The organism is Rothia sp. CCM 9419 (genome assembly GCF_048512815.1).
Lineage (GTDB): Bacteria > Actinomycetota > Actinomycetes > Actinomycetales > Micrococcaceae > Rothia.
The window spans coordinates 262916-278071 of the sequence record NZ_JBLXXY010000001.1; the positions used below are offsets into that span (position 1 = coordinate 262916).

Annotated in this window: 14 protein-coding genes; 7 read left to right on the top strand and 7 right to left on the bottom strand. The window is 46.6% G+C overall.

The window, feature by feature from the left end; translation table 11 throughout:
• Positions 1–62: 62 nt before the first annotated feature.
• From ACN08W_RS01295 to ACN08W_RS01305, 3 genes are read left to right on the top strand one after another with little or no spacing between them, the layout of a single operon-like run.
• Positions 63–1184 (top strand): thiamine pyrophosphate-dependent enzyme, encoded by a 1122-nt coding sequence (locus tag ACN08W_RS01295; protein ID WP_419108601.1) that lies wholly within the window; start codon positions 63–65, stop codon positions 1182–1184.
• 4 nt (positions 1185–1188) lie between these two features.
• On the top strand, positions 1189–2169 hold the full coding sequence (locus tag ACN08W_RS01300; protein ID WP_419108602.1) for an alpha-ketoacid dehydrogenase subunit beta: 981 nt from the start codon (positions 1189–1191) through the stop codon (positions 2167–2169).
• Between the two features lie 32 nt (positions 2170–2201).
• Positions 2202–3689 carry a dihydrolipoamide acetyltransferase family protein gene (locus ACN08W_RS01305; RefSeq protein ID WP_419108603.1) on the top strand — a complete coding sequence of 496 codons (1488 nt, stop codon included), beginning with the start codon at positions 2202–2204 and terminating at the stop codon, positions 3687–3689.
• Between the two features lie 554 nt (positions 3690–4243).
• On the opposite strand, the gene ACN08W_RS01310 is transcribed toward ACN08W_RS01305, so the two are convergent.
• The 5 genes from ACN08W_RS01310 to ACN08W_RS01330 form a co-directional block, all read right to left on the bottom strand.
• Positions 4244–5317, bottom strand: a complete 1074-nt coding sequence (locus tag ACN08W_RS01310) for a hypothetical protein (RefSeq protein WP_419108604.1) — start codon at positions 5315–5317, stop codon at positions 4244–4246.
• Positions 5310–6647 (bottom strand): ATP-binding protein, encoded by a 1338-nt coding sequence (locus tag ACN08W_RS01315; protein ID WP_419102721.1) that lies wholly within the window; start codon positions 6645–6647, stop codon positions 5310–5312. The genes ACN08W_RS01310 and ACN08W_RS01315 overlap by 8 nt, the downstream gene beginning before the upstream one ends.
• An 80-nt stretch (positions 6648–6727) precedes the next feature.
• Entirely contained in the window at positions 6728–7441 is a 714-nt protein-coding gene (locus ACN08W_RS01320; RefSeq protein WP_419101045.1) for a LuxR C-terminal-related transcriptional regulator, read from the bottom strand.
• Between the two features lie 206 nt (positions 7442–7647).
• A complete protein-coding gene (locus tag ACN08W_RS01325; RefSeq protein WP_419108605.1) occupies positions 7648–8604 on the bottom strand; it encodes a hypothetical protein in 957 nt (318 codons plus the stop codon).
• A gap of 62 nt (positions 8605–8666) precedes the next feature.
• Positions 8667–8810: a hypothetical protein gene (locus ACN08W_RS01330; RefSeq protein ID WP_419108606.1), complete on the bottom strand. Its 144-nt coding sequence runs from the start codon at positions 8808–8810 to the stop codon at positions 8667–8669.
• 137 nt (positions 8811–8947) lie between these two features.
• Here ACN08W_RS01330 and ACN08W_RS01335 point away from each other — a divergent pair, with 137 nt between their 5' ends.
• The 4 genes from ACN08W_RS01335 to ACN08W_RS01350 all read left to right on the top strand — a co-directional run bounded on the left by ACN08W_RS01335 (position 8948) and on the right by ACN08W_RS01350 (position 13651).
• The gene (locus ACN08W_RS01335; RefSeq protein WP_419108607.1) at positions 8948–10666 is read left to right on the top strand and encodes a long-chain-fatty-acid--CoA ligase; all 1719 of its coding nucleotides are present in this window, start codon (positions 8948–8950) and stop codon (positions 10664–10666) included.
• A 224-nt stretch (positions 10667–10890) separates the two neighbouring features.
• Positions 10891–11757: a MetQ/NlpA family ABC transporter substrate-binding protein gene (locus tag ACN08W_RS01340; RefSeq protein ID WP_419108608.1), complete on the top strand. Its 867-nt coding sequence runs from the start codon at positions 10891–10893 to the stop codon at positions 11755–11757.
• Between the two features lie 133 nt (positions 11758–11890).
• The gene (locus tag ACN08W_RS01345; protein WP_419102716.1) at positions 11891–12940 is read left to right on the top strand and encodes a methionine ABC transporter ATP-binding protein; all 1050 of its coding nucleotides are present in this window, start codon (positions 11891–11893) and stop codon (positions 12938–12940) included.
• A 3-nt stretch (positions 12941–12943) separates the two neighbouring features.
• Positions 12944–13651 carry a methionine ABC transporter permease gene (locus tag ACN08W_RS01350; protein WP_419106631.1) on the top strand — a complete coding sequence of 236 codons (708 nt, stop codon included), beginning with the start codon at positions 12944–12946 and terminating at the stop codon, positions 13649–13651.
• A 78-nt stretch (positions 13652–13729) separates the two neighbouring features.
• Here ACN08W_RS01350 and ACN08W_RS01355 read toward each other — a convergent pair whose 3' ends face one another.
• Positions 13730–14446: a hypothetical protein gene (locus tag ACN08W_RS01355; RefSeq protein WP_419108609.1), complete on the bottom strand. Its 717-nt coding sequence runs from the start codon at positions 14444–14446 to the stop codon at positions 13730–13732.
• On the bottom strand, positions 14424–15149 hold the full coding sequence (locus ACN08W_RS01360) for an HAD family hydrolase (protein WP_419106630.1): 726 nt from the start codon (positions 15147–15149) through the stop codon (positions 14424–14426). The genes ACN08W_RS01355 and ACN08W_RS01360 overlap by 23 nt, the downstream gene beginning before the upstream one ends.
• Positions 15150–15156: the final 7 nt, after the last annotated feature.

Genomic DNA, 15156 nt, shown 5'->3' on the forward strand with positions numbered 1-15156 from the left:
CCCACCAAAGAGGAATAGGGTATAAGGAGGTAACACCCACTAATCTGTACGAAGGCGGAACGATGGTAGAACGTCACCATAGTACGAGCAATATTCCACCGTTAATCCAATTGATGGATGACTCAGCTCAGCTAAGCCCACATGAAGTGTTCAGCGAGTATGTCAAAGACATCGGAGTAGAACAGTTCCAAGAGTTCTACCGTCAAATGGTGATTGTTCGTCGTTTTGACGATGAAGCGACCGCGTTACAACGCCAAGGTCAGCTATCCCTCTGGGTCCCTAGTCGAGGACAAGAAGCCGCCCAAGTCGCATCGGGGTTTGCGCTGAGTCCTGAAGATTATGTGGTCCCCTCCTATAGAGAACACGCATTAGCCTTTTCTCGAGGTGTACCTCTTGAACAGTTAATGCCCTTTTTCCGTGGTTCTGGAACCTGCGGTTGGGATATTAAAAAACACCGTTTTCACCCCTACACTGTTGTGCTCGCAGCGCAAGTTCCTCAGGCGGTCGGTTATGCAATGAGTATGAAACGAGCGTGCTCATCAGGAGAGTATTCTTCTCAACCAGTAGTTGCCGTATATTTTGGTGATGGCTCCTCTACTGAAGGTGACGTTCATGAATCAATGGTTTTTGCAGCCTCCTATGACGCTCCCGTATTATTCTTCGTGCAAAATAACCGTTGGGCTATATCTGTTCCTTTTGAAACGCAATCGCGTGTACCAATCGCAACACGAGCTCAAGGGTATGGTTTTGAAGGGCTACGCGTAGACGGCAACGATGTATTAGCTGTTGTGGCAGCAACTCGTTACGCTCTCGAAAAAATTCGGGCAGGAGAAGGCCCCGTCTTGATTGAGGCAGAGACCTACCGTTTAGGTGCGCATACAACAGCTGACGACCCCACAAAATACCGTGAAGAACAAGAACTCCAAGAATATTCAGCCTTAGACCCGCTCCTACGTCTAGAAAAATATCTACGAGACCATTATGCGGTGAGCGACTCTTTCTTCGAACAGGTACAGCAGGAAGCGTCGATGATAGCTCAACAAGTACGAGAATATACGCTCAACTCTGAACCAGAAGACTTTGAGAAAAACTTCGATAACGTCTATGCACAACCGCATACACAAACAGAAACAGATAGAGCGTTCTACCGCGAATACTTAGAAGGCTTTGAGGACGAGGACTAACAATATGACTTACGAAAATTTAGCGTTATCTAAAGCGATTACTCGTGCCTTATCCGATGAGATGTCAGCCTGTGAAGACGTAATCGTCTTAGGTGAAGATGTTGGAAAACTTGGGGGAGTGTTCCGTGTCACCGATGGTCTTTATCAAGAATTTGGGCCACAACGGGTATTAGATACACCCTTGGGAGAATCTGGAATTATCGGTACTTCTATTGGTATGGCCATGAGCGGGTTACGCCCTGTGCCAGAGATTCAATTTGATGGTTTTGTTTTTCCTGCGTTTAACCAGATAACAACTCAGCTTGCTAAGATTCGTACTCGCTCTACTGGTCAGTTGAGTGCCCCTGTGACTATTCGTTTACCCTATGGTGGTGCAGTGGGTGCTATCGAACATCATTCAGAATCTCCAGAAGCCTATTTTGCTCATACACCAGGGTTACGTGTTGTGGTCCCATCCTCTTCACACGATGCCTATTGGATGCTGCGAAAAAGTATTCAACATCCTGATCCCGTAATCTTTATGGAACCTAAACGCCGTTATTGGCTCAAAGGTGATGTTGATTTTTCTGCAGATGATTATGACCCGTTTCAAGCAGCGGTAGTTCGCGAAGGCACAGACCTGACACTCGTTACTTATGGTGCTCTTGTTCCAGTTGCTTTAGCCGCAGCTGAAGCAGCCGTAGAAGATGGGCATGATATTGAAGTTATTGACCTACGTTCTATTTCTCCACTGGATATTGGTACTGTGGCAGATTCTGTGAACAAGACGGGGCGTGCTGTTATTGTCCAAGAAGCTAGCACCTTTGTGTCAGTATCTTCAGAATTGAGTGCTGCTGTGACGGAACAATGCTTTTATTCGTTGGAAGCACCTGTGCTACGTGTGGGTGGTTTTCATATGCCGTATCCAGTGCCGAGAGCTGAAGAAGAATTTTTGCCCGGTATTGACCGTATTCTTGACGCTATTGACCGTTCATTCTCGTATTAGAACCATCTCCCTCAGACGAAAGGACACGAACTATGTCTCAGGTATTTAGACTTCCCGATGTGGGAGAGGGCCTTACTGAAGCAGAGATTCTTCTATGGAAAGTTTCCTGTGGAGATACTGTTGCGATTAATGATGTGTTGGTCGAAGTAGAAACCGCTAAATCGGTGGTGGAACTTTCATCCCCTTATGCGGGTGTCGTGAGTGAACTTCATGCGCAGGAGGGACAGACCCTTGAAGTTGGTGCTGCACTGGCTACTATATCTTCTTCTGAAGCGGGATCTGTTAACCTGAGGCAAGAGAATGATGAACTGACGGAATCGAACAATACTCAGAGCAATAATTCTGGGCAGGGAACTCTTGTCGGTTCTGGTCCTAAAGCTGACCCTGTAAAACGTCGTGCTCGTAAACGCCGTGTAGCAGATGGGGTGAAACATCAGCCTGCGTTATCTACTCAGCCTCAAGTATCTGATGATTCGGTTCAGGAAGATTCTCACGAACGACGTTTTTCGAGGGCGTCGTTGAGCGCCTTGACAGAAAAGGCGAGTGCTTTGTGGGAAGAAGGGCTTAAACGTCTTCCTGTGTCAGAGAAGGAACCGGTTGCTCATCAGCCGGTGGGTTCTATTCCTCGTCCGCAAATGTTGGCAAAACCTCCTGTCCGTAAAGCTGCACAGGATATGGGAGTGAATCTTGCTGATGTTGTTCCTACTGGAAATCATGGTCAGGTGACTAAGAGTGATTTATTAAATTATGTGGCTCATCTGCGTGAAAAAGATTCGACAACGGAGCAAGTTTTCCCTGAGTCTTTTTGGATACCGCAGGGCTCTGGTGGCGACCGTATTGAACGCATTAAAGTGCGTGGTGTTCGTAAAGCTACTGCTAAGGCTATGGTGAAGTCTGCCTTTACGTCACCTCATGTTTCTATTTTTGTGGATGTGGATGCTACTCGCACCATGGAGTTTGTGAAACGTCTTAAAACCTCAGAGCAGTTTGCAGGGGTTAAAGTGACGCCCCTGCTAATTTTAGCGAAGGCTGTCATTTGGGCAGCGGCTCGTAATCCTCAGGTGAATGCGACGTGGACTGATCAAGAGATTCTTATTAAGCATTTTATGAATCTAGGGATTGCTGCAGCGACTCCTCGTGGTTTGATGGTTCCTAATATTAAGGATGCTCAGGAGCTTTCATTGAAAGAGCTTGCCGTAGCACTCCATGAGTTAACGGTTCGTGCACGTGAGGGTAAGACTCAGCCGAGTGAGATGGCTCAGGGGACGATGACCATTACGAATATTGGTGCTTTGGGTATTGATACGGGAACTCCGATTATTAATCCGGGAGAAGTTGCCATTATTGCTTTTGGCACGATTAAGCAAAAGCCGTGGGTGGTTGATGGTGAGGTGATTCCTCGTTGGGTGACGACTCTTGGCGGGTCTTTTGATCATCGTGTGGTTGATGGTGATTTATCTGCTCGTTTTATGGCGGATGTTGCTGCCATCTTGGAAGAGCCAGCTTTGCTCTTGGAATAGTCAGAGGTCGATATTTTTAATATTTAGGGAGAGTTTCTTCTCAACGTAAGGCCCGCAGGTACGAGAACCTGCGGGCCTTACGTCAAGGCGGTGTATTACCAGCCTTATATTCTGGATTCTCTGCGGTACTCATGATGAGTGCGAACTACCCAGAATGACAAGTGTTCTTATATGAGTTGTTGAGATGTTCTCCCCCAAGAACTGTCTCAACTTTTTGAAAGATTCTTCAATCTTCGTTGATAAGAACCTGGTGTTACACCTTGTATGTTGAATATTTTCTGGGTCCGTCCCCCAACATTCCCAGAGAATTTTAGATACTGGTACCTCCCGACGAGGTTGCCACTTCTCTCAACATAAAAATAATTATTGCAAAAAGTCTGAGAAATGTATGTCCCTAAACTTGTTTACTTTACAGTGCAGATAAGCCTACAAAATATGCTCTTGACGTTGTTCACTCTACGTTGAGAAAAGATATCGTATGTTATTTCACCATGCAGGTCTCAAAAACCACCCAAATGAAATCTTTTGAGAAGAATAATTTGAAGAAAAAATTATTAGAACCGAATCACTTCGCCGGTTCCTTGCATAATCTCAATAGCTGAGGGGCTTTCGTCATCTTCGTGATTGCCATCATGAACAATCATGACAGCAACCTTGTCGCTGGCAGGGAAAGCGCGGATAGTAATAGTTCCGCCCGTTGCATTGTTCAATAAATCAATTGCACATTCTGTTAAAGAGGTTTCAACAGCTTCTGGAAGTGAACAGCCTCGTTCATCGAGAATGTCGACTTTGGCTCCTCGACGCCGAGCTTTTAGAGCAGCATTAAGGATGGGACGGTTGGCGATATACCGACCGCGAATGGTATCTCTCAGCTGTGCCTCGGTAAAACGAAAGTCATCAATTTCTTCAGCAGTGATGGGTGCATCGTTATAGGCGATACGATGCAACATCTCTTCGGTTAACGTACGTACTTCTTGGACTCGTTGAGCCGCAATATTACTGATATTTTGTTCTTGAGCGTTATTAGATTGCAAACGCTTAATCATCCGTATCGTCTTACGGACGGCAACGTCAAAAGTAGAAATGTGTTGGCGGAAGATGAACGCTGCCCACAATAAAAATATGGGAATAAAGAACTCTGCCAGAATGGTGAGCGTTGAGGTAAAAATATTTTGATGCCATTTGACGACCAATAAAGCCGAGACAATATAGAGCGTTATAGCAGTACGTGTGCAATCTCGAAGCACTAGAATAACGCACGTAATCAGAGTGACAGAAACTGGCCAGAGTAACCAGAAAGGCCGTAGGTTATGCGGCAAGTCGTTAAGCGCTAATTGTACGATAAGCATCGAAACGAATGTGATGATGGGCATAAGAACCAGTGGGAGTTTGATGCTCTTCTGTGTAGGGAAGAGTAACAAAATCATGTTCAATACGATGCAGGCGATAAGAGGTATGTCATTGCCGAGGGGAATAGCCTCTAATGATAGATGCCATGTAAGGTATCCCAGAAAGAGGAGTACAAAAATTGCTAGTGAGATGATACGGAAGAGTGACGTACTATAGTACTTTTTAAAATTGATAGTACCATAGTATTTTTTGCTGAAAAGGTTGTAGATATTATTCATCTACATCACTTGGCCATTGAATCGTGACGGTCGTACCCCTATGGTGTGCTGACTCAATAGTGGTGCTTCCTCCCACTTCTTCCATCGAACGAATCATTGATACTCGCACCCCGAGGCGGCGTATATCAAGATTTTTGAGGTTAAAACCTTGTCCTTTATCGCTGACTGTGCAGTAAATATAGGCCCTTTCCTTGGCGCCACGGGTTTTAGAATTTTTAGGTCGGCGTAGCTCTGTGCGAATACTAATAAATGTTGTTCGAGTTCCAGAATGTCGTGCACTATTAGAGACGGCTTCGGTAACTGCATGGGTAAAAGCGCGTGCTGCTTGGTTTGTGATAGTACTGTTAGGATTCGCTCGAGGGAAGGTCTGCCGTTTTTCGGGGACGAAACGTAAACGAGCATTCCACGGATACACGCCAGTTGCAATTTGTTCTGTGAGCTCTTGGAACGTAATAGAGTTTTCTGGGTCAGTTTTATAGGATTCTTCTTCCAGAACTCTAATTGCTCGACGGGCGAGGGTACGCGTTCTATCTGCTACTGGGCCAGCCATTCGACTCGCGTCGAGTAGAGCCGCCATCACATTATCGTGGACGAGCTTATCGAATTCTTGGAGACCTTTTGACTGATCTTTTGATTGGTTGAGCAGAAGTCTCAAAGAGACTGCATCAGAATATACATAGTCTACTCGGCGTGCAAACTCTTTGATATATGAGAAAAATACGCCAAGGATAAGTGCCATAATAGTGAAAGTGACGGTTCGCCCGAGGGCTTCGTCCAACTGAAATTCGCCTGTTGCTCGATAGGAGGCAAAGATGAGCCCTCCAAATAGCGCTATTGAGAGACCTACGACGTTATAGATAACAGTTCGGATATTCCCTAGGCAGATCGGTGTAATCAGCCCATAAAGACCAAGAAAGCGGCACCATGGCATGAGCGCAGTATTTGTTTCGGAGGTGACCGCTAATGGCCATGTCAGGTATGCAGCATAAGCAATCAATAACGCTGGTACAAGCGCTATATTCGGTGACTCATCTTTGCGTACTCCTAAATACATCAGAAGTGCAGCGTGCAACAGTATGACGAAGGCAAAGATAATATGCCAAAATGCGAAGTCAATAATATGGTGGCTAGGTATTGCAAGACCTTGCACCAGTAAAGCTACTGTTAACGCCGCAAAAAATACTTCAAAAGTATATGTAGTTGCGATGTCGTAGTTAGCTCCGGATTTTTGCCGCTGTGACGCTTCCCCAGAGAATAAGGCCCGGAGTGAAAAACCTTGTTGCAGGGAACGTGAAAGGTCTTTTGTAGCTCCAGTTCTGAGTTGATTCAACCTATTTCCTATAGTGGGGGCTACGACGTCTATTAGTGCAGAAAACAGTATAACAGTTATACGTTGTGCTGTTCACCCGGTTAGAAGTAACGTTCTGCGCTACTAATATCTTCCATCGTATCGACGAGCCCGTCTTCAATAGCGCGGATTCTGAGGTCAATCTTTGTGGGTGCAGGGCGACCTACTCGCGCATATTTCTCACGAATACGGTCGATATTAGTTTTGACTGCAGACTGTTTGATGCCCATGCGTCGAGCTACTTGTACCTGAGCGAATCCTGATGCATAGAGGCGCAGAGTTTCTTGCTCTCGAGGAGAAAGGTTCGCGCGTGAGAACTCGTGGTCTCCGTCGATAGCAGCAGCGAGTTCTTTCGTAACAACAGCTTTACCATCTGCAATATTTTTTGCTTCAGCTAGTGCATGTTCTAGAGGCTCAGATTTGCGAACGAGTCCAAGCGCCCCAGATTTAAGCGCTTCACGAATGAGCGCGGGGTTCTCTCCGATAGAGAAAATGAGGACTTTGACTCCGGCTTGACGCAATAATTCCACATTTTCGCTAGGACGTGAACGGTCTTGGAGGGACAAATCTAAAAGTACGACATCGCAGTCTCGTTTGATTTTTCCAAGGTCTGCAGTGCTGGGGTTGCGGGGGTTGCGCCCTAACGCCACTAATAAGTCATTGACAGTAGGGGAAGCTGCTACAAGCTCAACTGCTTCCGCTTTTTCTGCCACCGCACGCATGCCTTCGCGTACGACTTCATGGTCGTCGACAATTGCTACTCGTGTAAGAGTCATTTTTTCCCCGTTAGATACTATGGTTCCCTGCCAACTCACGCAATGGCGTGGAATATGGATTCAGTTCACCTCAATGATCATTAAAATATATGAATTATTTTATGGTCTTGTGTGCCAAAACTAGGTTTGGCTAGACGTAGTAATATCTTACAACTTTAGTTAATAAGACGCGCTAAATTTTATACTTCACAAGCATAATAAAAATTTTAATCTCTTATGTTACGTTGTTGTTCACGAATCACCCGTTTGCTGTATCCCAGCCCGAAGAAAGAGCCTATCAACGAACCGATAAAAATACAGGCCGTAGACCCGACACATAACAAGAACCCATACGGAAAATTCTCTGCAAGTAATAATGTCAATGTCGGAACATGTAGTGGTTGAGACAGTACCGGAATAAAAGAGACAATAACCGTTGCAACGACGAAAAGACCGTGCCAAAGCATAATGCCCAAAGACTGTTTAAACGGGCTAACTCGAGTAAGACGCGTTGCCGTATAACCAGCAAAACCAAAAGCAAAACTATAGAGCAAAGCGGTGCTCACAACCCATAATTGAATATGACTCATGGTGCTTTCAGAAGCGGTTAGCATCGCGCGAATTGCATTTGTGTGCTCTGAACCATATGAGGACGTTACTCCAAAACGCTCTCCTGCGATGGATACCGCAACATCATAGAAGTTAAGAAGAAAACCAAAAATAGTGTAACCAACAATCCAGCCCAAAAAACACGGCAGTAATTGCATCTGCATCAGGCGTTCCGGCATACCTGTCTTCGGGTGAATACCATGACGTTCTTGAGGTCGAGAACCCAAAGATTCTGAAGATCTCATGTGGGAAGAAGCTGGCTGACGTTGATGGCTCAACGGAATAGTCGGAGCTTTCTCCACATAATTTTCGTATCCTTGTTGATGGTAATTTTCGGGGCCACCGCTCATCACCTGAGTGGGAGCATCAGAGGAAGAATAACTTATTCCCTGCGGGTTATGAGTGCTAAAAGGGCGGGTCGGCGCATCGTCATAAGAGAACACCTCGGTAGGGGCGTCCTCATAGGTGTTGGGGTATTTTTCGTTGTATGAGGGGATGACGCGAGTAGCATCTTCACGTTCCGAATAAGGAACCTGACCTGTGGGGTGGTTGCGTGAACTGCGATGTGTGCTCATATCTTACGCCTTGGAGCTTGTTGGAAATGGGTGTGTTGTTAAAATCTAAGGTTCATATAGTTTTAGCTGTTAAAGAACACTGTGATTGCAATGATGACGACCCCGATGAGGATAGCAATAGCCCCACCAATCAACATTCTTTTGGTGATATGACGGATGAGCTCGCTGAATTCTTCTTCGGTAATAGGTGGAAGTTTTTTAGCCATATAGCTAAGTATGTCAGTGAACCGCAACAAATGGTACAAAGACTACCCGAGGAAAGAAAGATGAGGTATCTCTCTTCACTGTTACTACCCTCATAGAGTTGCGCTTCTACCATGGTTTTCGTGGCACAATCGTAGGTATGCAAAAAGCTGATAACACTGCTCAAAATGATTTTCCGTTAGCTCATCGTCCCTGGTATAAGAACTATTGTCCTGGCGTATCTCGCGACTTAGATCTTCCTGATACTTCTCTGAGTCACCTAATGGAAAAAGCAGTGCGTGAGGTTCCTCAAAAGGTTGCTCTACAATTTTTTGGGGCTACAACAACTTATGCAGAATTAGGTGAACAGATTCGTTGTGTTGCGGAGGGGCTTCGCCTTGCCGGCGTGAACCAAGGAGACAGAGTCGCTCTCATTCTTCCAAACTGCCCCCAACATATCGTTGCTTTTTATGCGGTCATGCGTTTAGGCGCTGTCGTGGTAGAACACAACCCGTTGTATACTTCTGCGGAGCTGCGCCACATGTTCGAAGACCATCGGGCAAAAGTGGCTATTGTGTGGGATAAAGCAGCAGCTAATGTGACTGATCTTCCATCTGATGTGCGCCCTCACCTCATTTATTCAGTGAACATGGTAGAAGCGATGCCTCTGCACATGAGAGCTGCACTCAAACTTCCAGTGAAGACTGCTCGTGCTTCGCGCGCAAAACTTACAGCGCCAGCTCGTGGCACAACACCGTGGAAAACACTCCTTAAAAATTCTCCTATTGACCCTTCACATCACCGTCCTACCGCCGATGACTTAGCACTTTTGCTGTACACTTCAGGAACTACTGGGCAGCCCAAAGGCGTTATGCTCACTCATCGTAACTGTGAAGCAAACGCGCGCATGGGAGAAGAATGGATTCAACCAGGGGATGATGAAGTCATCTACTCGGTACTTCCCCTCTTCCATGCCTATGGGATGACTCTTGGTCTGACCATTGCGGTAGTATGTCAGGCTCGTTTGGTTATTTTTCCAACGGTTGACATTGATTTGATTCTCAAAGCAATGAAGAAAGTTATGCCAACTATTCTTCCTGCTGTTCCTCCGGTCTATCGCCGTTTGCTTGATCGCGCCAAAGAACAAAACTTCTCCTTAGAGGGAATTCGTTACGCCGTATCTGGTGCGATGAACCTACCAAAAGAACTTGTTGCTGAATGGGAAGAACAATCCGGAGGATACCTTATTGAGGGGTACGGGCTAACAGAATGTGCTCCTTTGGTAACGTGCAATGCCCTCAACGATACGCGCAGAGCAGGATCTATCGGTGTGCCATTCCCTGGTGTGGATGTTCGCGTCGTAGACCCAGAAACATTAGAGGATGTTGCCCTCGGTGAAGAAGGGGAACTGTGGGTGAGAGGCCCGCAACGTTTTCGCGGGTATTGGAAGCGTGAAGAAGCGACCATGAAAGCCATTACTTCTGACGGGTGGTTGCGTACCGGAGATATTGTGACTTTTGATGAAGACTATTACTTGTATGTGGTAGATCGTATTAAAGAAGTCATTATTACGGGAGGCTTTAACGTTTCACCGACTGAAGTTGAGGTCGCTTTACGTCAGCATGATTCGGTTCAAGACGCTGCTGTTGTCGGTCTACCTCGAGCTGGTGGCGGTGAGATGGTTGTTGCCGCAGTAGTTCCGACGGACGGCTATGCCGTAGAGGAAAATGAGCTACGTGAACATTGCTATGGTCTGGTGACTCGCTATAAAGTGCCACGCAGAATCTTTGAAGTTGATGATTTGCCACGTTCAATGCTGGGTAAGACCTTGCGTCGTGAAGTGCGCAAGAAGTTGCAGGAAAAATACGGAGAACAGTAATATTACGTTTTATGACATTGTTGCGCTTCTTTTCGTTAAAACCACAAAAAACGACCTCGTAACGTAACGAGTTCGCACCCACCGCCTGACCATGTTTGAATGATAACTACCTCCTCTCCAAACGAGGAAGGACACCACTTGATTAGCGGTAGAGCTACCAGAAGGTTCTGCTCAAAAAGTGGTTGCACACCAAATACACATCAACAACAGAAAGATTCATAGCCGTGAAGAAATTTGTTGCCACTTTGGCTCTCCTACCGCTAGCTTTCGGGCTCTCTGCATGCGGTTCAACTCAAACCTCAGCAGAAGACAATAAAATCACCATCGGCGTTGTCGGTGCAGACCCCGTCAACGAAAAACTCAAAGAAGTAGCTGCCGATAAAGGCATCGACATCGAATACAAAGAGTTCACCGACTACACCCAGCCCAACCCCGCACTACACAACGGTGACATCGACCTCAACTGGTTCCAACACATCGCGTACCTCTCAAACTATAACGTTGAAGCAAATGACAACCTCCAAATTGTCGGACCCACCGTTATCTACCCCATGGCTCTCTTCTCTAAGAAGCACACCTCTGTAGCCGACATTCCTCAGGGCGCAGAAATTGCTATCCCTAACGACACCGTTAACGAAGCTCGAGCACTACTTCTTCTCAAGAAGAACAACCTCGTCACCTTCACCGGAAATGACATAAAAAGCCCCTCCGTTGACGACATCGACACTGCACAGTCAAAGGTTAAAGTTACCCCTGTTGACGCCGCGCAAACAGTGCTCTCCCTCGAATCTGTTGACGCATCAGTCATCAACAACGACTTCATCCGCGACGCAAAGCTCAACCCCAAAGACGCTTTAGCTCAAGATGACCCAGCCGATGACTCCGCGAAGCCTTATGTCAACCTTTTTGTTGCTCAAGCAGATGACGCTGACAACGAAAAATACAAAGAAATTGTTGAACTCTTCCACACCCCAGAAGTTCAGGCAGTCGTCCAAGAAGACACTGAAGGAACTGCCGTAGAAGTAAACACCGACGTCAAAGACCTTCGTGAAGCACTCAAGAAAGCAGAAGACGAGAAACGTCAAAGCTAATCTTCCTCACATAAGTAAAGCGGTAGCTGATTTTTATGGCAGTCTTAAGAACTTACCAAGATTGCAATATCAGTTACCGCTTTGCCTTGTATAGAGCACAGCTAGAGATGAACACCAGCCCGAAAGCATCAGTATGAGTACCGCAGTACAGCAGGAGAACCCTACACCCATGGTCGTTCTCGACGGCGTATCAAAACAATTTACCGTCGGAAAGAACACCGTTACCGCCGTCAATAACGTTTCACTAGAGATTATGCGCGGAGAAATCTTCGCTATCATCGGATACTCCGGCGCCGGAAAATCAACCCTTGTCCGACTTATCAACGGATTAGAAACCGTCACCTCTGGAACCCTCAGCGTTGACGGATTCACCATCTCTGGGAAAAAAGAATCTGAAATTCGTGTTGCTCGACATAACATCGGCATGATTTTCCAACAATTTAACCTGATGAACTCCCGAACGGTTGCAGCAAACGTCGAATTTCCCCTCAAAATTGCTGGATGGGATAAAGCAAAACGCCGTGAGAGAGTCGAACAAATGCTGGAATTTGTGGGACTCAGCGACAAAGCGAAAAACTACCCCGACCAACTTTCCGGCGGGCAAAAACAGCGTGTAGGCATTGCGCGTGCGCTCGCAACATCACCCTCTCTCTTATTAGCAGACGAATCAACCTCTGCACTAGATCCAGAGACCACCCACGAAGTACTTGCTCTTCTCAAAAAAGTTAATGAAGAACTCGGTATCACCGTCGTTGTCATCACACACGAGATGGATGTTGTTTCGACCATCGCCGACCGTGTTGCTGTCATGGAAAAAGGTGCCGTTGTAGAACTCGGTAACGTCTATGACGTTTTCTCAAACCCCCGCACAGATGTCGCTCGACGTTTTGTCGCCACCACCGTCAAACAAACCCCACGTGGCAATTACGCTAAAAAACTATGCAAACAACATCGCGGATACCTTATTAACATCGAAATCACTGAAGGAAACTACGGCATCGGTAAGGTTCTTTCGAACCTCAGCGCACGCGGTGTGCAATTTAACTTTGTTCAAGGTGGCATGGAAACCCTACAAGGTAAAAGCTACGGAAATCTAACCCTCGAACTCATCGGGGACGTTACAAGTATTGATGCGGTTGTTGCAGAACTCGCTACCGTCACTGCTGTAAGAGAGGTTCGCTAAAATATGAGCACTTTGACATCTGCTAGTGGCACCCTGCTTGCCGCCAACGACGTGGACTGGGAGAAATTCCTCCCACAAAAACTCTTTCCCGCCTTGTTCGATACCATCTACATGGTCTCTATTACGATGATTATCGCTGGTTTTGTAGGGCTGGTCATTGGTGCCTTACTCTACACCACACGACAAGGGAATATTCTGGCAAATCGACCAGTCAATATCTTATTGAACGTCATCGTTAATATTGTTCGCCCTATCCCTTTTATCGTCCTTCTTGCGGCGTTAGGACCATTGACCTCCGTGGTCGTAGGGACTCGTCTTGGCGTCAACGCTGCAATTTTCTCGATGTGCTTTGCCGCATCATTCGCCATTGCTCGTATCGTTGAACAAAACATGGTCTCTATCGACCCTGGTGTGATTGAAGCGGCTCGTGCGATGGGCGCATCCAAGATGCGTATTCTTTTCACCGTCATGGTGCCAGAAGCACTTGGCCCTCTCATCCTTGGATACACCTTCTTAGTCATCGGTGTGGTTGATATGTCTGCAATGGCTGGTTACATCGGTGGTGGCGGTCTTGGTAAAGTCGCTTTGGTCGACGGTTACCAGCGTTTCAACGATGCAATTACTTGGGCAGTCGTTGCCATTATTATCATTTTGGTTCAGCTCATTCAGCTTGTCGGTAACACGTTAGCTCGTAAAGTGATGCGCCGATAAGGTTTGTTAAAGAGAAGGGGTGGGGTGAAACTCTTAAAGAGTTTCACCCCACCCCTTCTACCGTGTTCAGTATTTTTGTTATCGTCCACTAATCCATGATGAATCGTAGAAATCTTCGTCGTCATGGCGTTTTTTATCTTTTGCAAGATCTTGAGCTAGACGTTGTTGCGCGTAATCGGTGGGGCGAATAATGCTTTCATCATCGTCGACAGGGGTATAAACCGATAAGAAGTTAATACCGTAGATAAGTGCTGCAACCAGAAGAAAGAGCAATGAAAGCTCATTCCATAGGACAACGTGGCTTCGAGTAAGAGCAATCTCTTCATGCTCAAAAATCTTCGGAATGATGCTCATACTTGCTATGGCGCACAGCACCCCAAGAACTGCTAGAACATGGGCGATACGAAACCACCGTTTATGGCGTCGATGAATGTTCAACGTACGATAGCCGTCGCCAAGGAGCCTGATATAACGGCGTCTTGCCATCATCAAAATAGTGGTACCAACACCGAAGATGATGATTCCAGCAACTGTGACCACCAAATGTGAGCTGATAAGACCCAATGTGGTGCTTAACAACCCAATGAGAATGACCGTGAAGCTCAGCCCCGAGACCATTCGCATTTTTGCGTTGAGCAGTCTTTGCTCTGATACAACGGTGTCGGTATCTTCTGGTGTTTGCGGCATCTCCCAGAACTCGCGGTAATACTCGAGTTCTTCTTCATCCATCTGGTCAAAACGAAGACCGTACTTCCCGTTGTTCTCCGAATGGTTAGAGGTTGGGGTGGTGCTCACGGTATAGCTCTATCCATCGCTTAATTTGGGTGAGGAACTTTTCGTCACGGAAGCTATCGAAATGCCCCTGAGCTGCTGGAGCATGCTCAATATCTTGGGTGTACACCATGGTAACGGTTCCAGCTGTTTGAGCCGCACGTGTTCCCGTTGCAGAATCTTCAAAGGTGAGGGTGTCTGCAGGGTTTCCGCCGAGGCGACGGATAGCTTCTAAATACATATCGGGCGCTGGTTTAGGTTGAGCAACCGCATCTGAACCAACCCATGTTTGAAGGTACTGGCTATATTGGTGGTGATTGACTTTGTAGGTCAATAATTCTTGACTGCTATTGGAAGCTACCGCAACCGGCATGACTTCAGCTAGTAATGCCATGACTTCTCGAGCTCCTGGTATGAGCTGAACTCCATCACGAATCACATCGTGTTCTACACTCATCAAGTGGTGCAGAATTTTCTGGTAGTGTTCTTCTGCTGCTGTTTCGGTGGCGTCGTTGGGTAGTGTCTTATCTGCGAGGGTGCGGGCAACCGCGGGAGCTGCCGCCCCGACTAATTGCCGTTCAATATCGGGAGTTAGCTCTGTTCCGTACTCTTTGAAAATTTGTTTTTGGACGGCATTCCAGCTGCGTTCAGAATCGATGAGTATTCCATCACAATCGAAGACGGCACACGTAGGAAACCATGCGGGGTCAACAGAATGAGTAAACATAGCTTCA

Bases quoted from the DNA above. Each gene is read 5' to 3' on its own strand.
- ACN08W_RS01295 (WP_419108601.1), top strand. From the start codon at position 63: ATGGTAGAACGTCACCATAGTACGAGCAATATTCCACCGTTAATCCAA.
- ACN08W_RS01300 (WP_419108602.1), top strand. From the start codon at position 1,189: ATGACTTACGAAAATTTAGCGTTATCTAAAGCGATTACTCGTGCCTTA.
- ACN08W_RS01305 (WP_419108603.1), top strand. From the start codon at position 2,202: ATGTCTCAGGTATTTAGACTTCCCGATGTGGGAGAGGGCCTTACTGAA.
- ACN08W_RS01310 (WP_419108604.1), bottom strand. From the start codon at position 5,317: ATGAATAATATCTACAACCTTTTCAGCAAAAAATACTATGGTACTATC.
- ACN08W_RS01320 (WP_419101045.1), bottom strand. From the start codon at position 7,441: ATGACTCTTACACGAGTAGCAATTGTCGACGACCATGAAGTCGTACGC.
- ACN08W_RS01325 (WP_419108605.1), bottom strand. From the start codon at position 8,604: ATGAGCACACATCGCAGTTCACGCAACCACCCCACAGGTCAGGTTCCT.
- ACN08W_RS01330 (WP_419108606.1), bottom strand. From the start codon at position 8,810: ATGGCTAAAAAACTTCCACCTATTACCGAAGAAGAATTCAGCGAGCTC.
- ACN08W_RS01335 (WP_419108607.1), top strand. From the start codon at position 8,948: ATGCAAAAAGCTGATAACACTGCTCAAAATGATTTTCCGTTAGCTCAT.
- ACN08W_RS01345 (WP_419102716.1), top strand. From the start codon at position 11,891: ATGAGTACCGCAGTACAGCAGGAGAACCCTACACCCATGGTCGTTCTC.
- ACN08W_RS01350 (WP_419106631.1), top strand. From the start codon at position 12,944: ATGAGCACTTTGACATCTGCTAGTGGCACCCTGCTTGCCGCCAACGAC.
- ACN08W_RS01360 (WP_419106630.1), bottom strand. From the start codon at position 15,149: ATGTTTACTCATTCTGTTGACCCCGCATGGTTTCCTACGTGTGCCGTC.